The sequence below is a fragment of the Agrobacterium sp. CNPSo 2736 genome, assembly GCF_004005385.1.
Lineage (GTDB): Bacteria > Pseudomonadota > Alphaproteobacteria > Rhizobiales > Rhizobiaceae > Agrobacterium > Agrobacterium leguminum.
In genome coordinates this window covers 214,821-235,687 of the sequence record NZ_RZTX01000003.1, presented here as the reverse complement: position 1 = coordinate 235,687, position 20,867 = coordinate 214,821, and the positions used below count along the sequence as shown (strand labels likewise).

Below are 20,867 nucleotides of genomic sequence, written 5' to 3'. Positions count from 1 at the left end.
TGAAAACACGGAATGAAAAAGCCCGGCCGCGTCATCCGCGCCGGGCTTTTTGATTTGTCTGGCTGAAGATTATCAGCTGCGGGCGATGATTTCCTTGCCCTCGATCTTCATGCTCATGCCCAGCGAACCGGTGGAGCGGCGAACGAGGAAGCGCGGGCGACGCTCCGCGAAATAGGAATGGCGGCGGCGCGGGCGGGTATTCTGGGTGCGCACCTTGCCGAGATGTTCTTCCAGCGGACGGGCGACGCCATCGGCTTCCACCATCAGCATGGGAATACGGTAGGCCTCGGACCAGCTGCGCCAGTCGGCGGCGATGTCGCAGAGATCGTGGGCAACGAGAAGCGGAACGCAGAGGTCCGGATCGTCGTGGTGCAGCTCCAGCGTCACCGTTACCTGTCCATCGCCATGGTCGATGGCGCGGGCGGCAACGCCCTTGAAGGCGCGGGCTGGCAAAGCGAAGGACAAAGGCAGGCCGGAAGAGGACAGAACCTTTCTCAGAACGGCGCCCCGTTCATCGAGAGTGACGGCGACATCGGTTGCGCCATTGCCTTTTCCATAAGTGACCTGTTGCGGAAAACGTGCCGGGTCGAGTCTGAGAGTGGCGACGGCCCAGTCGGGCTTCAGAACGGTCTTGGTCATGTTTATTCTACCCTTGTTTTACCTGAGAGCCGGTTTCCGGTCTTCTCATCGGGACTTTTCGTCCTCTGATGTCGGGAGAATATCCGCCGCATGTTCGAGACTGCTTAAAAATCGCGGTTAAGAAAACTTTGCATTCCCAAATGGTTAGCAAAACACACTGTGGCATGGTTTCGCTTAGGTAAAAGAGATCTGGACAATGCGGTTTTTATCCCGGCCGAAATTGTGCTCTTTCAAGCTCCGGGCAAGGCGTCTCCAGCATAGTCAGGCAAAGGCTTGCCGTGCGTCCCGATGGAGGCGCGATGGGTGGATTGAAAACCGGAGCATTCGGCGTCTGAAGCGACGCGCGGGTCTCCAGGGGGCATTCGGATGGTATCGACTTATCTCAGCTACGACCTCATCAACCGCGATATGAAGGCAAGCCTGTCGCGTGTGTCGCAGCAGGGGCTCATCGAGCGGCAGACGACATATTACAAGGAAAACATCGGCAATGTGAAAAGCGTCGATGAGTTCCTCGACGATTACCAGCTCTATTCCTATGCCATGGATGCCTTCGGTCTCGGCGAGATGACCTATGCCAAGGCCTTCATGAAAAAGGTGCTGGAAAGCGATCTGAACGACCAGAACAGCTTCGCCAACAAGCTCACCGATGAGCGGTATAGGGAATTCGCGGCAGCCTTCAACTTCACCACATCGACGAAGACCGTTCAGACGGAAGCGCAGCTCGACAAGATGATCGGGCTTTACGATACGTCGATAACCGATCTCGATGACAGCCTCGCGGAAGAGACCCGTTATTACAAGGCGATTGTCGGCACGGTGACCAATGTCGACCAGCTGCTGCGTAACGACCGCACCCGCGCCTATATCTTTCAGGTCTTCGGCATCGATGAGAAGACCTATTCCTATGCCCATATCAAGGGATTGATGACGAGCGACATCAACGATCCCGACAGCTACATCAACCAGAAATACGGCACGGCCTATAATGACGCGGTCGAAAAACTGACGATGAAGGGCAATATCGAACTGCACGCGCAGGTCACCGCCCGGATTACCGCAATCGACACCGAACTCGCCGGCACCGGTTTGACGGCGGAGGAGCGCACGCAACTGGAGGCGGAAAAAGTGACGCGCCAGGACCAGCTGACGCAGCTTGAGGCGGTGTTGCCGCCACAGGATGAGTGGGAAGCGAAGCTCGCCGCCATCAAGGCCGAGCAGACGACGCTCACCAGCACCGTCACGCAATATAACAAGATGGCGCAGCTCGCCACCGCCTTCGAGTTCAAGAACGACGGCACGGTGACCGCCGGTCAGGCGCAGACGGCGGATAATCTAAAGGCCCTGACGGATGCCTATATCGGCAGCGCCCCGCGCGTGACGCCAACCGTCGCCACACTGAACCGGGATTATTTCGAATCGAAGATCGGTTCGATCAAGACCGTAACGGAACTGACCTCGGATACCCGGCTTCTCAACTATATCAGGACCGCATTCGACCTTAACGACCTCACAGTCGTCACGGCAACGATCCAGAATATCCTGACCAGCGATCTGAGCGATCCGAACAACTACATCGCGACCGTCGGCAAGAACGACAAGCGTTATATCGCCTTGAGAAATGCCTTCAATTTCCAGACCGACGGAACGCTGGCAGACAGCACGACACCCCAGACGACGGCACAGACCGCGACCACCACCAGCGGTTATATGACCTATTATAACGACAAGGATGACGCCGCCGACGAGAAGGCGCTGAAGCTGTTCAAGAGCGATATAGCCAGCGTCACATCCGTCAAGGATTTCATCGACAGCAGCGCGGTCTATACCTATGCGCTGAAAGCCGTCGGCCTCGATCCGACCAAGGTGAATTCCGCCGATATTCGCAAGGTCCTCACCAGCGATCTGCAGGATAAAAAGAGCTTCGTCTACACGCTGAAAGACGAGCGTTATGTCAAGCTGGCGGAGCTGTTCAACTTCGCCTCCGATGGTAGCGTCGGTACACCGGTTCTGGCGCAGTCGGAAATCGAGATGCAGACCATGTCGGCCGACTACATCAAGAAAAAATCGGCGTTCGGCACGGAAAAGGACAAGGAAACGGCGACGAAGGAATCGGAATATTTCACGGCCGAGATGCAGAAGATCAAGACGCTCAAGGAATTCCTGAGCAATGATCGCCTGACGAAGTTCGCGATGGAGTCGCTCGGCATCGATCCCGAAAGCGTGACCAAGGAACAGCTCGAAAAGGCCTTCACCTCGAAGCTCGATGACAAGGACAGTTACGTCAACAAGGAGATGGACCCGGTCTTCCGCCGCCTCGTCACCGCCTTCAATTTCAATACCGACGGCACGCTTCTTCACGAGGACCGCAGCCTGATCCAGACGCGGCGCGGCCTTTACGAGACGCTGGACAATTATCTCACCCAGACGCTGGAAACGCAGGCGGGCGAAGAAAATGCCGGTGTGCGCCTGGCGCTCTATTTCCAGCGCATGGCGGCCGGAACGACGTCCTATTACTCGATCCTCGCCGACACGGCGCTCCAGAGCTTCATCAACACCACTTTCGGCATTCCGGATGAACTCGCCAATGCCGAGGTCGATACGCAGGTGACGATGATGAGGAAATATTTCGACATCGAGGACTTTCAGGATCCGGAAAAGGTCAAGAAGCTGGTCGCCCGTTTCACCATCATGTACGACAATCAGCAGAACACCACCGATCCGATCATGACGCTCTTCAACGGCAGCGGTTCGGTGGGCATAAGCGCCGATACGCTGCTGGCGGTTGCCACGCTGCGGGCGCGGTAGCACAGAAAGCGCCGACGAGCGACGGGAGGATCTGGGTTAGCCGGCTTGAGGCCGATGACAAAGCCTCCCGCATAGGCGACGCCATCCCTGGGACTTTATCCTCTTACCACCCCGGCAGCATGTGCCCGGCGCGCAGGCGCGGCATCTTGGGGTAGGTCTTCACATCGCTGTCCATTTCGTCGGCAACGCTCATCGGCGAGATATTGTCGAGGCAGGCGGTGATGTGGTCGGTGATGGCGTTCACCAGCGAGGGGGAGAGGCCCGGCCGTTTCATCAGGCCGATCTGCACCGGCGGCAGGGGCGGGAAGCCGTCCGCGGCGGTCAGCACCTTCATGCCGGTGCGCAGCGCCGATTCCGGCAGCACCGAGACGGCCATGCCCGCCAGCACGGCAGCGGCGACGACGGTGGAAGACCAGCTCGTGAACAGAACCTGATAGTCCCGCCCATCGGCATCGAGCGCCGAACAGGCAAGCTGGCGCCAGTGGCAATCGCGCCGCCCGACGGCGAGCGGCACGGGTGCATCGTCCTTCAGCGGATGGTTGGCGGAAGCGACCCAGCAGAGCGGTTCGGTGCGCACCACATCCGAGGAGCGCGCGCGCGGATTATGGGTGACGAGCGCGATATCCAGCTCGCCGCGCGCCATTTTTTCGGCAAGGCTGACCGAAGGTTCGCAGACGATATAAAGCTCGACATTGGGATGGGTCTTGGCGAAGCGCCCGATGATCTCCGGCATGTAGCGGTCGGCATAGTCATCGGGCGTGCCGATGCGCAGCGTGCCTTCCAGCCGGTTGTCGTCGAAGGCGGCGATCGCCTCGTTATTGAGGCGGATAATGCGGCGGGCGTAATTCATCAGTTTTTCGCCCTCCGCCGTCAGGCGGTTGCCGCGCCCGTCCTTGGCGAAAAGCTGCTTGCCGATCCGTTCTTCCAGCCGTCGCATCTGCATGGAAACGGCGGATTGCGTCTTGAAAACGCGGTCTGCGGCCTTGGTGAAGCTGCCCGTATCGACGATGGCGATGAAGGTATGCAGCTGGTCTATGTCGAGAGGTGCGGACATGGATGGCCATCCATCAGAATGATTGATGCCTCACATTAGAAACATTCGTTGGACTGATCAATAGTCTTGCGACATTTTGACACCCAGCAAATCAATATCAACCCCGGGCCGGCGAAACGTCAGGCCCCCAACCCGAGGCAGCTTCTCGCGCGTGGTGCGCCGGGGGCGGTGCCGCATCGTGCCGTTACGAAAGGATAAGTGTCATGCGCACGGCAGAACGGAGAATGGAACTGGAACTCGCAACCTCGCGGCAGAACGATACGCTTCGTCGTGTCGCTGTCCTCTTTGCTTTCCGAGTCAAAACGTTCTTGCAGCGCATCTACAATCGTATCGTGGCCAATGGCCTCACGGAACTCGATGACCGCCTTCTGGCCGATATCGGTCTGGCGCGCTCGGATGTGAGGGACGCGCTCAATACCGGCCTGCTCGAGGATCCGACCGCTCATCTGACCCGGGCCGCACGCAACCGCGCGGTGACCCGGTTCAAGACCGTTTAAAGCATTTTCAGGAAAAGTGGACCCCGGTTTTCCGTCCGGAAATGCACCAAAACGTTCCAGAATGTTCGGGCAATTCCGGCAGACCTCCAGCCGCCGGAATTGCTTTCGAACGGAAAAGTTTTCCCCGCAGGGTGATTTGCCAATAGCCCTGCCTTTGCCCGGTGTCAGGCCCCTCGGCCGCGCCGGGCTTTTTTAATGGCGGCGCAATTTTCTCAATACTGATATTCTTCGAATACCGGCAGCACGGAGCCGCCCCAGCGACCGTTGTAAAGCGCAAGCAGGTCTTCGGCGAGCGTGGTCTTCTTGGCCAGAACCTCGTCCAGCGACGACAGGAACACGGTTTCGTCCTGCCCTTCGCCGTTCAGGCGCTTGCGGTTTTTGAGGCCGGTGCGGGAAATGTCGAGCACCTCGCGGGCGAGACCGAGAAGCGGCTTGCCGGCGATCTCGGCGGAAAGACCCCTGGCCGGAACGGCATCGCGAAGGGCGATGACCTCATCGAAGCTCCAGCCGGCGGTCAGCGCATCGGCAGCGGTCAACGCCTCGTCATCGTAGAGAAGGCCGACCCAGAAAGCGGGAAGGGCGCAGATGCGTCTCCACGGGCCGCCATCCGCACCGCGCATTTCCAGAAAGCGCTTCAGGCGCACGTCGGGGAACAGGGTGGAAAGATGGTTCGTCCAGTCGCCCATGGTCGGCTGCCAGTCGGCGATTTCGCCCTTCAGCGCACCGTTCATGAACTGCCGGAAGGTGACATGGGTGCAATCATGATATTTGCCGTCGCGCACGATGAAATACATCGGCACGTCGAGCGCCCATTCCACATAGTCCTTGAAGCCGAAATCATCGCTGAAGGTGAAAGGCAGCACGCCCGAGCGGCGGTTGTCGGTGTCGCGCCAGATATCGCCGCGCCAGGAAAGAAGACCGTTCGGCTTGCCTTCGGTGAAGGGCGAGGAGGCGAAGAGCGCTGTCGCCAGCGATTGCAGCTTCATGGAAACGCGCATCTTCCGGCGCATGTCCGCTTCGGAGGAAAAATCGAGATTAACCTGAATGGTGCAGGTGCGGTACATCATGTCGAGACCCTTGGTCCCGACCTTCGGCATATAGCGCGTCATGATCGCGTAACGCGATTTCGGCATGCGCGGCGTTTCGTCGTAGCTCCACAGCGGGCTGCCGCCGATGCCGAGGAAACGGATGCCCATCGGCTCAGCCACTTCGCGCAGCGTCGCCAGATGCTGGTTGGATTCCTTGCAGGTCTGGTGCAGGTTTTCGAGCGGCGCGCCCGACAGCTCGAACTGGCCGCCCGGCTCGATGGAGATGGCGCCCATGCCGTGCTGCTCGCCAAGGCCGATGATGTTTCCACCGTCCATGATCGGCTCCCAGCCGAGCTTTTCCTGCATGCCCTTCAAAAGCGCTGAAATGCTGGCTTCGCCGAAATAGGGAACGGGACTGTTATCCTCGCGGAAAAACGCGAATTTTTCGTGTTCGGTGCCGATGCGGAAGTCGGCTTCAGCTTTGCAACCGCCCGCCAGATAATCTGTAAGCTCCGTAACGGAGGAGAGGGGGGTCTGGTCGGTCGTGTCGCGTGCCATGGCTTACCTTGTTATGACGTCTCTGTTGCGGCGAGGCATATGATTGGCAGATAGGGCCGGATCGTATCCGGAGGCAAATGAATTTCTTTTAAAGATGCATGAAGCGCAATGGGGCCATTCAATTCCAGTCGCCGATCGCCGCCTGAATGACCGCGAGCGCGGCGACGGCGGCCGTATCGGCCCTCAGGATACGCGGCCCGAGCGGAATGGGGGTAACGAAGGCAAGGCCGCGCAGAAGCTCCCTTTCTTCCTCGGAAAACCCGCCTTCCGGGCCGACCAGCAGGGCAAGTTTGCGCTCCGTGACGGCTTGCAGGATCGGCAGCGGATTTTGCCCCGCATCGCCTTCGTCGCAATAGATGATGCGCCGGTCGTGGGGCCAGCTCTCGAGCATGTCCTTCAGCTTCACCGGCTCGGCCACCTCGGGCAGGGACAGTATGCCGCACTGCTCGGCGGCTTCGATGGCGTTGGCGCGCAGTTTTTCGGTATTGTGGATCTTGCCCTGAACATGCTGCGTCATCACCGGCTGCAACAGGCCGGCGCCCATCTCCACCGCCTTCTGCACCAGATAATCCATGCGCCCGACTTTCAGCGGCGCGAAAAGATAATGCAGGTCCGGGGCGTTTGGCTGGGGCCGTGTCTGCTCGAGGGGGACGAGCACGATCTTCTTGCGGCTCGGAAAGGCAAGTTTCGCTTTCCATTCGCCGTCGCGACCATTGAACAGCAGGATTTCCGCACCGTCGGTCATGCGCAGCACATTGGCGAGATAGTTGAACTGTTCGGCTGTTGCCTCCTGCGCGACGCCTTCGGCAAGGCTGGCTTCGATATACAGGCGTTGCATCCGGAAATTGGCGCGCATGGGATTCTGTTTCAGGTTCAGAGAAAGAGGGAGGACATGAGCCAGTAGAGCAGCGCCGCAAGCGTTGCGCTGGAAGGAACGGTGACCAGCCAGGCGGCGATGATCGTCATGAAGTGCGAGCGGCGGACGAGATAACGGCGGCGTATCTCGGAAGGATTGTCGGCATATCTTTCGGACCGGCGGGGCCTGCCGTCACCAGCCTGAACGAGCTCCTGCCGCCGCCGCGACGATTGGGTGTACCATTCGCGGAAGAAACCGACGCCGAACACCGCACCGATTGCCGTGTGGGTGGTGCTGACCGGCAGGCCGAAGCGTGAGGCAACGAGCACGGTGAGCGCCGTGGCCACGGAAACGCAGAAGGCGCGCATCGGATTGAGTTTGGTGATCTGCTCACCGACGAGGCGGATGAGGCGCGGGCCATAAAGAAGAATACCGCAGGAAAGCCCGAAGGCACCGACCAGCATTACCCACATCGGCGCACGGGCGGACGTGCTCACCGCCTCGTCATGCAGGGCCCGCACGATGGCCACGACGGGCCCGATGGCGTTCGAAACGTCATTCGCCCCATGAGCGAAGGACATCAGGCCGGCGGCGAGAACCAGCGGCCACTGGAAGAGGATTCGAAGCGACTGGTTGCGGTTTTCCAATCCTTCCGATTGTTTGCGGATGATCGGCACGCAGAGCCGCCAGACCACGAGCCCGGTCACCAGCCCTGTGAGGCTGGCATGGCCAAGCGACACATGCATCAGCTGCCGCAATCCGACCCAGATGAGATAGGCCACGAAGACGCCCGCCATCAAACCGATGAGAACCGGAACCCACAGCCGGGCGGAGGTGAGCTTGTCCTCGCGGTAAATGATGAATTCCTTGATGAAAGCAAGGATGGCGACGGCGATGATGGCGCTGATGAAGGGCGCCAGTACCCATGCGAAGGCAATGCTGCCGAGCGAAAACCAGTCGACCGCCTTCGCCCCATAGGCGGCCATTCCCGCGCCCGCAACTCCGCCCACCACCGTATGGGTGGTGGAAATCGGCGCTCTCGTCCAGGTCGAGATATTGACGAGAAGGCCGGCGGCGAGAAGCGCCGAGAGCATCGCCCATGAAAAGGCGGTCCTGTCGGGAATGGTCTCGATGTTGATGATGCCGCTGGAAATGGTCTCGACGACGTTGCCGCCGGTGATCAGCGCGCCGGCAATCTCGCAGATGGCGGCGATGATGAGGGCGGCGGCAAGCGGCATGGCCTTGGCCCCAACCGCCGGGCCGACATTGTTCGTGACGTCGTTCGCGCCGATATTGATCGCCATATAGGCGCCGATGGCGACGGCGGCGATGATGATGACCGAGCCCGCGGTGCCGGTGACGAAGACGCCGGCGAAGATGGCCGCCAGGACAACGAACATGAACCCCGCGCCAAGGCCGGCAAGCTGCTGCGTGACATGCAGCGTCGCCTCTTCGACACGGGTAATCTTGTCGAGATCCTTGTCGAGCGTCGGTTTCATATTCGATGGCGGCTTGATTGCCATTCAGACCTCGTTTGCCAGCATTCCCTTTCGTCCGGCAGTGTCGCAGGTTGAAGGCAATTTTACAGAAAGACTGTTACATCTCGCACATCTTTCCAAAAGGAAAGACGATAAAAGCCATGTTGGAAAAACAAACTGCACATTGTCACGTTCGGGGCGGGCGCGCTATTTCGAATGCGTCATCCGCTTGTCGAAAGCGAGCATCAGCGCTTTCAGTTCCGGCTCGTTGACCCGCGTGGTCGCCTCCTGGGGGCTGACCCATTCCAGCCGTCTCGAGTCCCTTTCGGGAAAGCTTTCCTGCATTTCGGAAACTTCGAGCAGATGCACCTGAACCCGGCACGGCACATTGACGCCGCTGTTCAGTTTTTTTTCATATTCATAATAACCGAAGGGAGCCTTCTCCACCGTGCCTTTGACGCCGGCTTCCTCATAAGCTTCCTGTTCGGCCACCGCATGGGCCTTCTTGTTGGCCATCGGCCAGCCCTTGGGAATGACCCACCGTCCCGTATCCCTGCTGGTCAGCAGCAGGACTTCCGGCTCCGGATGCTTTTTGGACAATCGATAGCACAGCGCCGCATATTGCTGTCGCGGTGGTCTGCGCAACATCAAGCCAACGTCTGTCGCCAATCGATTCAAAATCTTCAATCCGGATTGATCCTTCTTTGCCGGGTAGTGATAATTGCTAATATAGAGATGCCGTAAGTTCCGCCAATCCCCCTTCACCCATAACCCACTACTGTCTTCACGCTGATGAAGCCTGCGGGCAAAGATGGACATGGTGGATATGCGAACAAAGCTTCGACCGGGTGGTTCCCCGGCCGGACAGCCGATGCGGTAATACTCTCTCCGCCCGCCTTCAAGCATACTGAATGCAAAGCCGCTATGAATTGTAGCCGGGGCTGTTTTAGTCCGGGGTTAATCCCCAGTGCCGGAGACCTTCGACCACACCGTCCGCTTCCTTCGCAGCCGAGTGAAAGAAGCGCATATCATGATATGCCAGCGAGACGAGCTCCGGCAGGGCATTGCCCACGATCACGCCGCGAATATTCTTTAGCTCAAACATCGCCCGATCGTTGCCAGTATCGCCCGCAACCACTGATTCGTCGAGGCCGATGCGTAGTTGTCCACATAGCCATGTCAGCGCTGCGCCCTTGTCGGCGGCTTTCGGCAAGATATCGAGGTCGCGGTCGCTGGAATAGACGATACGGGCATCGATATCCGCAGCCACAAGCGCGGCCTCAATCTCTTCGAGCGCGGCGTCATCGGCGTCATGCAGGAACCAGCTCGATTTCAAGCCGTGCTGGTAACGCTCTTCCTGCATCGTCACACCGGGAACTCCGGCCATGACCTCGGCAATCTTCTGGGGGTCGAAACCGGTGCCGAGGGACTGTGTATAGGCGCTTGCCAGCTCGCTTCGCTTTTTGGCATGCAGCATGGTGCCGACTCCGCCGATGATGTAGTCGGGCTGCGGCAGCGGCACCTCTTCGAGAAGTGCAAGCTGGTCGTCGATCAGCCGGCCGCTGTTGAAAACGAGAAGAGGACGTTGACCCTCCGGCAACGAATGCCAGAAATCGCGGAACCGGCGTGTGGCGTCGTTATCGCCGACGACGGTTCCGTCGAGATCGGTGGAAAAAAGGCGAAGCGGTCTCAATCGCCGTCGTTCCATGGTTCGGCCCAATCGGCTTCTTCCAGAACCGGCATCATGGTCCTGCCCTCCACAAGGGCGAGAAGCTGCTGGGCAATGCCGGTCCATGTGAACAGGCTGCGCGCCTTGTGCGCCCCCATGCGGGAAAGCCGCCCGTAAAGCCGCTCATGCTTGAACGGCTTCATCATGGTGATGCCGAGGTCTTCCTTGTCGAAAGGATCGGCAAACAGCGCATGGCGGCCATAGCTGACGGCCCGGAACAACCCGCCATGGATGGTGACGACGGTGGGCGTGCCGCTCGCCATCGCCTCGATTGCGGTCATGCCGAAGGGCTCGTAACGGCTGGAAAGCACGAAAAGATCGGCGGCGCGATAGATGTCCGGCAGGTCTTCATCCGCGACATAACCGGAAAACGCCACCCTGTCTTCGAGACCGAGCGCTTTCACCCGCTCCTTCAACTGGTTGAGGATCGTGGTTTCCTGCTCGTCCATATTCTCGCCGCCGACGGCCAGATGCAGCCGGGCTTCCGGTTCGCGCTCGGCAAGCACGGAGAAACCGTCGATCAGCAGGTCGTAACCCTTGTTGGTCGCAAGCCGTCCAAGCGCCAGCACCGTCTTGCCCTCGAAACCGAAACGCTGCCGGATCATCTGCCGCGTCGCATCGGAAACCGGGAAGAAACGGTTGTCGTCATAACCCGGCGGGATCATGTGGATGTGCTTGCGCTTCAGACCGTAATCCTCGATCAAGACGTCGAGCTGCACCGGCGTCGTGGCGATCACCATGTCGCAGCTGCGATAGATGATCAGCTCATGCTGGATACGTTCCCGGAAGTTGAATTCCAGTTCGAACGTATCGGCCTTTTCCGGATAGTCGGTTTCCATCTGGCGCTTTTTCCAGATGCCGAGCGAATGCGGCGTGTGCAGATGCGGGATTTTCAGCGCTTCGGACAGCCGCTGCCCGGCGACGCCGGCATCCCAGTAATGGCTGTTGATGAAAGAATAGTTCAGGTCGTTTTTCTTGATGAAACGCAGCGCATTTTCGCACCATTCCATCAGGTGCCGGTGCAGATATTCCTTGGGAATGAAATCCCGTCCGCCGCAGGGAATGCGCACCACGCGGACGCGCTCATCGACCTCATCGAATTCCGGCTGGTCTTCGAAGCGGCGGGTATAAAGATCGACGGTATAACCGAGTTGGCCGAGTTTGCGTGCAAGCTCAAGCACATAAACCACCTGTCCCCCGGTATCGGCCGCGCCCAGTGGCGGGTGCGCGGCGACATAGCCATGCGTCGATATGAGAGCTATCCGCGGATAGCGTTCAGTTTCGCTCGTGGTCGTCATGGGTCCCATCTTGGTAAATTTTTCCAATTAACCCGATAAAAAGACCAAAGAGCACAAAAGGTTCCATCAAAACCTGAATAAAAGAGATGCCGTATTGCGCCGGGTGCCGTTTTCAGGTGCTGCGCTGCTGCTGCCTCAGGCGCGAAATCCGGTCCCATTCCCGCGCCTGATGCGCCTTGGATGTCGTCTCCACGATGAAGTCGATATGGGCCTCCGCCGCCGCCCTTGCCGCGGCCGGATCGCCGGCGATAATCGCATCGTGGATGGCGATATGTTGCCTCAGCACCTCGTCATGGGCGCCCGCGACAGTGAAGATGAGATGGCGATTGTAAAAGATGTCGTCGCTCAGAAGCCGGTAGCAGGACCGCAACGTGTGCATCAGCACGATATTATGCGCCGCCTCGCCAATGGCGTTGTGAAATTCCACATCGCCCGCAAGCTCTTCTTCGAAACGGCCCGCCTCATGCGCTTCCCGCATCCTGTCCACGATGGCGGCGAGGTTGCGCCTGTCCGGCTCCGTTGCCCGCTGCGCGGCAAGTTCGGCGGTCATGCCTTCGATATAGCGGCGATATTCGAGGAAATCCTGCGTCGCCCGGCTGTGGCGGGTAATCAGCGCGCTCAAGGGATCGGAAAAGACCGGGCCGACAATATCGGCGACATAGGTGCCGCCGCCATGCCGGCTGGTAAGGAGGCCACGGGTCTCAAGCTCCTTCAGCGCTTCCCGCAGGATCGGCCGCGAGACATCGAGGCGTTGCGCCAGTTCGCGCTCGCCGGGCAGCCTGTCGCCATCGCGCAATATGCCGTCGAGGATCAGTTCCTCGAAACGTAAGATCACCTCCTGCGATGTGCGGCTGTGCTCGATGCGCGCAAAAAGCGTTTCGTCCATCGCAGAAGTCTCCGGCGAAATCCGCCCCGTATTTCGATCGGGGGCAAATTATCAGCGAAGCATCGCACTGGTCAAATATTCTATCCAGTTCCGCGCGAGTGGCGTCTTGTGTAGCTGCGGCAACTCGGCATCTGCCTTTCCAAACTGGCTTTTGTTAAAGCAGGCTTGGGACAGGGTGACGATGGCGGATTTTTGTCGTCAGATGGATCAAAACAATTACATCGGCTTCGATTGCGATGTTTTCATTGTGATCGATGTTTTAGAAATCCGGGATAGGAAGCGGGGACGAAATCGCAATGGCCAAGGGTAGATTTGCTTTCGCAAGCGCGCCGGAAAGATCGCTGGCGCTCGGGGAGGTTCATGCGCGGCCGACGGTGCTTCTCGCACCCTCGCGCATCATCGTCCAGCTCGCCTTCATGATGGATGGCGGTTCCGCCGTGCATCACTCGGTCATCGCGGAAATGTCGCGCAGCCGGGGTGTTGCGCCGCCGGAGCGGGATGCCCGCCACCACGCCATGCCCTGGGGGCAGGGGACCTTGCGCTGGGAGCGGCATACCGAATTTTCGACCTGGTTCTGGGATGGCCCCGCGCCGGAAAAATTCGGCGGCGAGATTGCCGGCGATCCCTTCGGCGACGGCTTTTCGCCGCCCGGCTCGCTGATCTCGGGCGTGCGGCTTGAAATCCGTCCGGAAAACGGCGTAGCGTCTCAGGCAGAGACGATCTTCGAGCCGACCAGCCTCTGTCACAGCGACGTGCGCGACGGTCAGGCGGCGATCCTCACCGATTTCCGGCAGGATCGCGACGGGCTGACGCAGATATTGGTGATCGACCGGGGCCTCACCGATTACAGCCGTGGCGCGCTGGTGCAGCGGCTTCTCGATATCGAGACCTATCGCACCCTTGCCATGCTCGGCCTGCCGATGGCGCAGACGCTTTCGCCGGAAATCCGCCGCATCGAGGATGGCCTGACGGGTATCACCCAGCGCATGAAAAACGGTGCGCGCGACGAGGCCGATGCGCTGCTGGCGGAAATGACCCGGCTTGCGGCCGAACTGGAGGCCAATGCCGCGCTCAGCCTCTATCGTTTCGGCGCCAGCCGCGCCTATGACGGCATCGTGCGCGAACGCATCCGGGCGCTTGCGGAAACCCCGGTGCAGGGCCACGAGACCATGGGCAGCTTTCTGGAACGGCGCATGGCGCCGGCCATGCGCACCTGTCAGTCGGTGGAGGAGCGGCAGGCCAACCTGTCGCGCAAGCTCTATCGCGCTACGGCGCTCGTCCGAAGCTGGATCGATGTGGAACTGGAGCGGCAGAATACGGTGTTGCTGAACACCATGAACAAGCGCGCCGCCATGCAGCTTCGCCTGCAGCAGACGGTCGAAGGCCTCTCGGTCGCCGCCATTTCCTATTATGTCGTCGGCCTCATCGGTTATCTAACCAAGGCGATCAGCCATGATGTGCTGCCGGTCGATCCTGCCGTGGTCACCGGCATCTCCGTTCCCTTCGCGGTCCTCGGCGTCTGGTGGGTGGTGCGCCGCATCCGCCGCTCCCATGCCGAGGGCGGGCATTAAGGGGTAACCCCATTTCCCTCAGCCCTGCTCCCAATAGGGTGAAGGCCCATAGAGCCCGGCCAGATAATCGATGAACAGTCGAACCTTCGCAGGCAGGAACTGCCGGCTCGGATAAACCGCCGAGAGCGTGACGTTTCGCGACCCCTCATAACCCGGCAGAACCTGCACCAGCTTGCCGCTGCGCAATTCATGGCCGATATCCCAGGTGGAGCGCAGCGCAATGCCGAGCCCCGATATCACCGCCTCGCGGATCACCTCGCTGGAATTGGTGATAAGCATCCCTTCCGGGCGAATGCTCATCGCGCCGCCCGGTCCTTCCAGCCGCCAGACATCGTTATTATGGGCCGGCAGGCAGCGGTGCTTTTTCAAATCCTCGATTGTCGCGGGCATACCATGGGCCGCAACATATTCCGCCGAAGCGCAGAGCACGCGGCGCACTGGCGCCAGCCTGCGGGCCACGAGGCTGGAGGAATTCAGATCGGCGATACGGATGGCCAGATCGTAACCACCCTCGATGATGTCGATGAATTCGTCGCTCAGCACCAGATTGACCGAAAGATCAGGATGCCGCTCCATGAAACCCTTCAGATGCGGCGCGATATGCATGCGCCCGAAGGAGGTCGGGGCGGAAACCTTCAGCGTGCCGTTGACCGTATTGGCGCGGCCGGACACGAAATCCTCGGCCTCTTCCAGCCCTTCCAGCACGGCAAGCACCCGCTCGTAAAAGCCCTGTCCCGCTTCGGTCAGCGAGATTTGCCGTGTGGTGCGCTGGAAAAGCCGCGCCCCGAGCTTTTCTTCCAGCCGCTTGATGCGCTTGGAGATGACGGCGGGCGAATAACCAAGCTCCCTTGCGGCCAGCGACATGCTGCCGGAAGCGGCAACGCTTGCGAAGACTTCCAGATCGCCGAGATTCGTCATAGTTGCCCTCGATTGTTTCCAGAATGGAAAAAATCCATAACATTTGATTGCACCGTTTCAAAGTGGTAAAGAAAGAATACCAGTTGATGAAATGGCAGGGAGGAGGCGCGGTGACGCAGCCGATCAAGTTTCTGGAGCCGCGCGCGAAAGTCGTCGCCGGCCGCGACCGCATCATAGCGGACCTCAAGGATATTCTGCCGGCGGACTGTCTTGTGCACGAGCCGCGAGAACTCGTGCCTTTCGAAACCGACGCCTTCGTCTCCTATCGCCGCCTGCCGCTGGCCGTGGCGTTGCCGAAAACGACGGAAGAGGTGGCGGCGGTGATGAAGTATTGTCACCGCTACGGCATTCCGGTCGTGCCGCGTGGGGCCGGCACCTCGCTCTCCGGCGGCGCGATCCCGCAGGAGGATGCGGTGGTGATCGGCCTTTCGAAAATGGCCTCGATACTCGAACTGGATTTTTATAACCGTACGGCGCGGGTGCAGGCGGGCGTCACCAATCTTTCCATTTCCGATGCGGCCGGCGCGGAAGGTTTCTTTTATGCGCCGGACCCCAGCTCGCAGCTTGCCTGCACCATCGGCGGCAATATCGGCATGAATTCCGGCGGCGCGCATTGCCTGAAATACGGCGTCACCACCAATAATCTGCTCGGCGTGAAAATGGTGCTGGTGGATGGCACGGTGCTGGAACTGGGAAGCAAGCACCTCGATGCTGCCGGCTACGATCTGCTCGCCCTCGTCTGCGGCTCGGAAGGCCAGCTCGGTATCGTGACGGAAGCGACAGTGCGGCTGATCGCCAGGCCGGAAGGTGCGCGACCGGTACTGTTCGGCTTCGAGACGTCGGAGGAGGCTGGCTCCTGCGTGGCCGATATCATCGGTGCGGGCATCATCCCGGTCGCCATCGAATTCATGGACAAGCCGGCCATCGAAATTTGCGAGGCCTTCGCCAAGGCGGGTTATCCGCTGGATGTCGGCGCGCTGCTGATCGTCGAGGTCGAAGGCTCCGAGGCGGAAATGGACGCCATGCTGGCCGACATCGTGGCGATTGCCCGAAAACATGGCGTGAAGACGGTGAAGGAATGCCAGTCGGCCATGGAAGCGGCGGCGATCTGGAAAGGCCGCAAATCCGCCTTCGGCGCAACCGGCCGCATCGCGGATTATATCTGCATGGATGGCACCGTGCCGCTCTCCCAGCTTTCCTACGTGTTGAAAAAGACGAGCGAAATCACCGACCGCCTTGGCCTTCGCGTCGCCAATGTCTTCCATGCCGGCGATGGCAACATGCATCCGCTCATCCTGTTCAACGCCAACGATCCGGAGGATGCGGCCCGCGCGGAAGAGGCAGGCAATGAAATATTGAAGCTCTGCGTCGATGCCGGCGGCTGTTTGACTGGCGAACATGGTGTGGGCATCGAAAAGCGCGACCTGATGCGCCACCAGTATGGTGAGGCCGATCTTGCCCAGCAGATGGCGGTGCGGGGGGCTTTCGATGAGGGCTGGCTGATGAACCCTTCCAAGGTGTTTCCGCTGGAGGGGAGGGGATGATGGGTGTGAATTTTGTGACGATGGTGGGTGTGGCTTACCCCCCTCTGCCCTGCCGGGCATCTCCCCCTCAAGGGGGGAGATCGACTCGCGGCGACCTCCCGCTCAATTCTCGAACGGTGCAATTGAAACGATGTGCCAGCCTCTTGCCGATCTCCCCCCTTGAGGGGGAGATGCCCGGCAGGGCAGAGGGGGGTATCCCTCGCGCAAACGTTGCTATCCCATGCCCGGAGCCCGCCACCCCATGCTGACCCCCTACGCAGAAACCCAGGTCGCCGACATCATCCGCGACCACGCCGTGCGTAAAAGTCCACTGAAAATCATCGGCGGCAACACCCGCTCCGGTTTCGGCAATGCTGTCGCAGCAGATGAAGCACTCTCTTCCCGCGCGATGAACGGCATTGTCTCCTACCTGCCCGCCGAAATGGTCATGACCGTCAAGGCCGGAACCCCGCTCGCCACCGTCGAAGCAGCTCTCGCGGAAAACCGCCAGATGATGGCCTTCGAGCCGATGGATCACCGCCCGATCATGGGCACCGAAGGTGAACCGACCATCGGCGGCGTCTTCGCCGCCAATGTTTCCGGCCCCCGCCGTTATGTGGCCGGTGCGGCCCGCGACAGCCTGCTCGGCATCCGTTTCGTCAACGGCAGCGGTGAGGTCATCAAGGCCGGCGGCCGGGTGATGAAGAATGTCACCGGGCTCGATCTGTCGAAGTTCCTCGCCGGATCGTTCGGTACACTCGGTTTCCTCACCGAAGTCACCTTCCGCGTGCTGCCGAAACCGCCTGCGGGAAAAACCGTGGTCGTTTCCGGTCTCGACGATGAGGCGGCGACGCGCATCATGGCGGCGGCAATGGCGATGAGCGTGGAGGTTTCCGGCGCGGCGCATCTGCCGGAAAGCGTTCGTTCCCGTTTCATCGATGGCGGATTGCCGGATGGCCCGGCGACCATCCTGCGGCTGGAAGGGCTTTCCGCCTCGGTGGAGGCGCGCACGGCCAAACTCCTCTCCGTCATGGACCGGGTCGGGCCGTGGGCGCTGCTGGAGGGTGAGGAGAGCAGGCTTTTGTGGCGTCAGGTGCGCGATGTCGCGCCCTATGCGGGACAGGCGGCGAAGCCCTTGTGGAAAGTATCGGTCGCGCCTTCGGTGGGTCATCAGCTTGTCGCGGCGCTGCGCATGGAAGCGGGCATAGACGCCTTTTACGACTGGCAGGGCGGCCTCGTCTGGATGCAGATGGAGGCGGACCCCGAGGCGAATTTGCTGCGCGGCGCGATCCGGGCGCTCGGCGGCGGCCACGCAACTTTAGTGAGGGCGAGCAATGCGGTGCGCGCCACGGTCGCTGCCTTCGAACCGCGTCCGGCGGCGGAAGCCATCCTGTCGTCGCGCATCAGGGAAAAGCTCGATCCGGCGGGCATCTTCAATCCCGGCAAGATGGCCGTGACGATGGAAAGGGCGGTCTGAACCATGCAAACATCCTTCACGCCCGAACAGCTGGCCGATCCGCATGTGGCGGAATCCGAAAAAATCCTGCGCAAATGTGTGCATTGCGGCTTCTGCACGGCCACCTGTCCCACCTATGTCACGCTCGGCAACGAGCTGGACAGCCCGCGCGGCCGCATCTACCTCATCAAGGACATGCTGGAAAACAGCCGCCCGGCCGACCGCGAGGTCGTCACCCATATCGACCGCTGTCTTTCCTGCCTTGCCTGCACCACCACCTGTCCCTCCGGCGTGGATTACATGCATCTGGTCGATCATGCCCGCGCCCATATCGAACAGACATACAAGCGCCCCTTCATGGATAGGCTGATCCGCAATCTTCTGGTTGCCGTCCTGCCGCATCCCGCCCGTTTCCGGCTGGCCCTGCATCTGGCCCGGCTGGCGCGGCCTTTCTCCGGCCTGCTTGCCAAAGTTCCGGCGCTGAAGCCGCTGCAATCCATGCTTGCTCTCGCTCCCGCCGCGGTGCCTGCGGCTTCCGCATCAGCCCGTTCGGGAGAGCGGCCGGCCGAAGGCGAGAAGCGTGGGCGCGTTGCGATCCTCACCGGCTGCGCCCAGCCGGTGCTCGATCCCGGTATCAACGAGGCGACGCTGCGCCTGCTGGCACGGCTCGGCATCGAGGTCGTGGTGCCGAAGGGGGAGGGCTGCTGCGGTTCGCTGGTGCATCATATGGGCCGGGAGGAAGAGGCGCTCGCCTCGGCAAGGCGCAATGTCGATGTCTGGACGCGTGAGATGGAGAGCGGCGGTCTCGACGCCATCATCATCACCGCCTCCGGCTGCGGCACCACCATCAAGGATTACGGCCATATGCTGCGGCTCGATCCGACCTATGCCGAAAAAGCCGCGCGGGTCTCGGCTTTGGCGAAGGACATCACCGAATATCTCGCCACCCTCGATCTGCCGCAAGGGCAAAGCCAGGGTCTGACGGTCGCCTATCATTCGGCCTGCTCCATGCAGCATGGCCAGAAGATCACGCTTGCGCCGAAACAACTCCTGAAGGCGGCGGGTTTTACCGTTCGCGATCCGGCGGAAGGGCATCTCTGCTGCGGCTCGGCCGGAACCTACAACATCCTGCAGCCGGAGATTTCCGCCATGCTCAAGGCGCGCAAGGTGAAGAATATCGAGGCCACCCGGGCGGATGTCATCGCCACCGGCAATATCGGCTGCATCACGCAGATTGGAACCGGCACGGATATGCCGATCCTGCACACGGTGGAGCTGCTGGACTGGGCCTATGGCGGGCCGAAACCGGCGAGGCTTTCGGTTTAAATTTCGCACGACACGGGACAGCTCTCCCGCTCGCGTCTCTCCGTCAAGGCGGCCATGATCACTATCGTCCGGCTCAGATTTTCATGCACGCGTCCGCCGTCGGAAAGTCGGTGGTGACGGGCATAAGACCTCTCTGCGTCATCCTCGGGCTTGTCCCGAGGATCTAATCACGTCGAATAAAATCAAGACGTTGGCAGATCCTCGGGACAAGCCCGAGGATGACGTCAGTGCGATTGGCTCGGTTAGCGTTCCTATTTAACGTTACGGCCGGAATGACGGAAAAAGAGAGCGTCGTCCACGCGGCACGCTCTGGGCCATATCTTCTAGAACTTATACGCCACGCCGAAATTCACCGCATTGGTGATGATATCGGTCTTCAACGAGCCGCCATTGTCGATATCGACGTCGACGAAGGAATAGGTGCCCTTATATTCCACGAAGGTCGACCAGTTGTCGGTGATGCGGTAGCTGAGGCCGGCCTGCGCCTGCAGGGTTGCGCCGCCGAACTGGTATTCAAAGGTCTTGCCTGACGGGCGATATACTTCCACATGCGGCACGTTGATGCCGACGCCGGCGCCCACGTAAGGGGTGATCGGCAGCGATTCCAGCGGAAAACGGTAGAGCGCGTTGAGCGTCAGCAGGTTCAGGCCGTCGGTGAATTCGAAATGCGACCAGCCGGAACGGGCAAGCGTCTGATCGTCGGCATAGACCTTGTCATGGGTGAAATCGAGTGAGATGCCGAAATTCCGCAACTGACCCTCATCGAACCAGTAGGTGCCGCGCACGCCCCAGTAAGGCGGGTTGGAAAACGACTTGCCTTCCCATCCGGCCCGGAAATCCGGACCGTCGGAAACCTTCACATCGCTGTGCGGCGCGCTTTGCCAGCCGCCATAACCGGAAATTTCAAATTCGCCCGCGATTGCGGCAGAGAAGGAAACGCCGCTGAACAGCAGGGCGCAAACAAATAAAGTATGGCGCGGCATGAAGTGAATCCAGATTGATATCAGTAATTCACCAAAGCGTTTTTTGATAACATTTGAATGACAGAAACGAAAAACGGGCGGCCGATTGACCACCCGTTTTAAGGCCGTTCCATCATCCCCCTGAGAGAGGTTCGGCTCCTGGCGTCCCCCGCCAAGTTTCATTCCATTGAATTGAGCCGGATTGTACCGCCGCAAGGCGGCAATTCAAGCGGATACGCCGCCACACCGGCCCTGAAGCGGCCGGAAAGGCTGAACCGTTGCT

The 20,867-nt window shown here is 60.2% G+C and carries 17 protein-coding genes; 6 read left to right on the top strand and 11 right to left on the bottom strand.

Annotation, left to right across the window (positions count from 1 at the left end; genetic code table 11):
* Positions 1-72: 72 nt before the first annotated feature.
* A complete protein-coding gene (locus EM858_RS07520) occupies positions 73-639 on the bottom strand; it encodes a DUF6101 family protein (RefSeq protein WP_003503226.1) in 567 nt (188 codons plus the stop codon).
* A gap of 366 nt (positions 640-1,005) precedes the next feature.
* On the opposite strand from EM858_RS07520, the gene EM858_RS07515 reads away from it, so the two are divergent.
* Positions 1,006-3,444: a DUF1217 domain-containing protein gene (locus tag EM858_RS07515; RefSeq protein ID WP_127756323.1), complete on the top strand. Its 2,439-nt coding sequence runs from the start codon at positions 1,006-1,008 to the stop codon at positions 3,442-3,444.
* Between the two features lie 103 nt (positions 3,445-3,547).
* On the opposite strand, the gene EM858_RS07510 is transcribed toward EM858_RS07515, so the two are convergent.
* Positions 3,548-4,498, bottom strand: a complete 951-nt coding sequence (locus EM858_RS07510) for a LysR substrate-binding domain-containing protein (protein WP_080817741.1) — start codon at positions 4,496-4,498, stop codon at positions 3,548-3,550.
* 203 nt (positions 4,499-4,701) lie between these two features.
* Between EM858_RS07510 and EM858_RS07505 the strand changes: the two genes are divergently transcribed.
* Positions 4,702-4,995 (top strand): DUF1127 domain-containing protein, encoded by a 294-nt coding sequence (locus EM858_RS07505; RefSeq protein ID WP_127756322.1) that lies wholly within the window; start codon positions 4,702-4,704, stop codon positions 4,993-4,995.
* 212 nt (positions 4,996-5,207) lie between these two features.
* Here EM858_RS07505 and EM858_RS07500 read toward each other — a convergent pair whose 3' ends face one another.
* The 7 genes from EM858_RS07500 to EM858_RS07470 form a co-directional block, all read right to left on the bottom strand.
* Entirely contained in the window at positions 5,208-6,581 is a 1,374-nt protein-coding gene (locus EM858_RS07500; protein ID WP_127756321.1) for a glutamate--cysteine ligase, read from the bottom strand.
* A gap of 118 nt (positions 6,582-6,699) precedes the next feature.
* Positions 6,700-7,437 (bottom strand): 16S rRNA (uracil(1498)-N(3))-methyltransferase, encoded by a 738-nt coding sequence (locus EM858_RS07495; RefSeq protein WP_004432800.1) that lies wholly within the window; start codon positions 7,435-7,437, stop codon positions 6,700-6,702.
* A gap of 17 nt (positions 7,438-7,454) precedes the next feature.
* Positions 7,455-8,960, bottom strand: coding sequence for an inorganic phosphate transporter (locus tag EM858_RS07490; RefSeq protein WP_127756320.1), 1,506 nt, complete (start codon positions 8,958-8,960; stop codon positions 7,455-7,457).
* Positions 8,961-9,122: 162 nt separating this feature from the next.
* Positions 9,123-9,563 carry an NUDIX hydrolase gene (locus EM858_RS07485; protein ID WP_164865365.1) on the bottom strand — a complete coding sequence of 147 codons (441 nt, stop codon included), beginning with the start codon at positions 9,561-9,563 and terminating at the stop codon, positions 9,123-9,125.
* Positions 9,564-9,861: 298 nt separating this feature from the next.
* Positions 9,862-10,608 (bottom strand): HAD family hydrolase, encoded by a 747-nt coding sequence (locus EM858_RS07480; protein ID WP_127756319.1) that lies wholly within the window; start codon positions 10,606-10,608, stop codon positions 9,862-9,864.
* Positions 10,605-11,951: a glycosyltransferase family 1 protein gene (locus EM858_RS07475; protein ID WP_164865350.1), complete on the bottom strand. Its 1,347-nt coding sequence runs from the start codon at positions 11,949-11,951 to the stop codon at positions 10,605-10,607. Before EM858_RS07475 ends, EM858_RS07480 begins: the two co-directional genes overlap by 4 nt.
* Positions 11,952-12,054: 103 nt before the next feature.
* Complete coding sequence (locus EM858_RS07470; RefSeq protein WP_127756317.1) at positions 12,055-12,828, bottom strand: FadR/GntR family transcriptional regulator; 774 nt, start codon at positions 12,826-12,828, stop codon at positions 12,055-12,057.
* Between the two features lie 296 nt (positions 12,829-13,124).
* On the opposite strand from EM858_RS07470, the gene EM858_RS07465 reads away from it, so the two are divergent.
* Complete coding sequence (locus EM858_RS07465) at positions 13,125-14,399, top strand: DUF3422 family protein (RefSeq protein ID WP_127756316.1); 1,275 nt, start codon at positions 13,125-13,127, stop codon at positions 14,397-14,399.
* 18 nt (positions 14,400-14,417) lie between these two features.
* Here the strand turns inward: EM858_RS07465 and EM858_RS07460 are convergent, their stop codons facing one another.
* Positions 14,418-15,317: a LysR family transcriptional regulator gene (locus EM858_RS07460; protein ID WP_020812657.1), complete on the bottom strand. Its 900-nt coding sequence runs from the start codon at positions 15,315-15,317 to the stop codon at positions 14,418-14,420.
* Between the two features lie 110 nt (positions 15,318-15,427).
* Here EM858_RS07460 and EM858_RS07455 point away from each other — a divergent pair, with 110 nt between their 5' ends.
* The 3 genes from EM858_RS07455 (at position 15,428) to glcF (ending at position 19,622) form a co-directional block, all read left to right on the top strand.
* On the top strand, positions 15,428-16,861 hold the full coding sequence (locus tag EM858_RS07455; RefSeq protein WP_127756412.1) for an FAD-linked oxidase C-terminal domain-containing protein: 1,434 nt from the start codon (positions 15,428-15,430) through the stop codon (positions 16,859-16,861).
* 241 nt (positions 16,862-17,102) lie between these two features.
* Positions 17,103-18,317 carry an FAD-binding protein gene (locus tag EM858_RS07445; protein ID WP_127756314.1) on the top strand — a complete coding sequence of 405 codons (1,215 nt, stop codon included), beginning with the start codon at positions 17,103-17,105 and terminating at the stop codon, positions 18,315-18,317.
* A gap of 3 nt (positions 18,318-18,320) precedes the next feature.
* Positions 18,321-19,622, top strand: a complete 1,302-nt coding sequence (glcF, locus tag EM858_RS07440; protein WP_127756313.1) for a glycolate oxidase subunit GlcF — start codon at positions 18,321-18,323, stop codon at positions 19,620-19,622.
* 323 nt (positions 19,623-19,945) lie between these two features.
* Here glcF and EM858_RS07435 read toward each other — a convergent pair whose 3' ends face one another.
* Positions 19,946-20,605 (bottom strand): outer membrane beta-barrel protein, encoded by a 660-nt coding sequence (locus EM858_RS07435; RefSeq protein WP_080817713.1) that lies wholly within the window; start codon positions 20,603-20,605, stop codon positions 19,946-19,948.
* Between the last annotated feature and the right edge of the window lie 262 nt (positions 20,606-20,867).

Coding starts and splice junctions, on each gene's coding strand:
- EM858_RS07520 (WP_003503226.1), bottom strand. CDS start 639: ATGACCAAGACCGTTCTGAAGCCCGACTGGGCCGTCGCCACTCTCAGA.
- EM858_RS07515 (WP_127756323.1), top strand. CDS start 1,006: ATGGTATCGACTTATCTCAGCTACGACCTCATCAACCGCGATATGAAG.
- EM858_RS07510 (WP_080817741.1), bottom strand. CDS start 4,498: ATGTCCGCACCTCTCGACATAGACCAGCTGCATACCTTCATCGCCATC.
- EM858_RS07505 (WP_127756322.1), top strand. CDS start 4,702: ATGCGCACGGCAGAACGGAGAATGGAACTGGAACTCGCAACCTCGCGG.
- EM858_RS07500 (WP_127756321.1), bottom strand. CDS start 6,581: ATGGCACGCGACACGACCGACCAGACCCCCCTCTCCTCCGTTACGGAG.
- EM858_RS07495 (WP_004432800.1), bottom strand. CDS start 7,437: ATGCGCGCCAATTTCCGGATGCAACGCCTGTATATCGAAGCCAGCCTT.
- EM858_RS07490 (WP_127756320.1), bottom strand. CDS start 8,960: ATGGCAATCAAGCCGCCATCGAATATGAAACCGACGCTCGACAAGGAT.
- EM858_RS07485 (WP_164865365.1), bottom strand. CDS start 9,563: ATGTTGCGCAGACCACCGCGACAGCAATATGCGGCGCTGTGCTATCGA.
- EM858_RS07475 (WP_164865350.1), bottom strand. CDS start 11,951: ATGGGACCCATGACGACCACGAGCGAAACTGAACGCTATCCGCGGATA.
- EM858_RS07470 (WP_127756317.1), bottom strand. CDS start 12,828: ATGGACGAAACGCTTTTTGCGCGCATCGAGCACAGCCGCACATCGCAG.
- EM858_RS07465 (WP_127756316.1), top strand. CDS start 13,125: ATGGCCAAGGGTAGATTTGCTTTCGCAAGCGCGCCGGAAAGATCGCTG.
- EM858_RS07460 (WP_020812657.1), bottom strand. CDS start 15,317: ATGACGAATCTCGGCGATCTGGAAGTCTTCGCAAGCGTTGCCGCTTCC.
- EM858_RS07445 (WP_127756314.1), top strand. CDS start 17,103: ATGCTGACCCCCTACGCAGAAACCCAGGTCGCCGACATCATCCGCGAC.
- glcF (WP_127756313.1), top strand. CDS start 18,321: ATGCAAACATCCTTCACGCCCGAACAGCTGGCCGATCCGCATGTGGCG.
- EM858_RS07435 (WP_080817713.1), bottom strand. CDS start 20,605: ATGCCGCGCCATACTTTATTTGTTTGCGCCCTGCTGTTCAGCGGCGTT.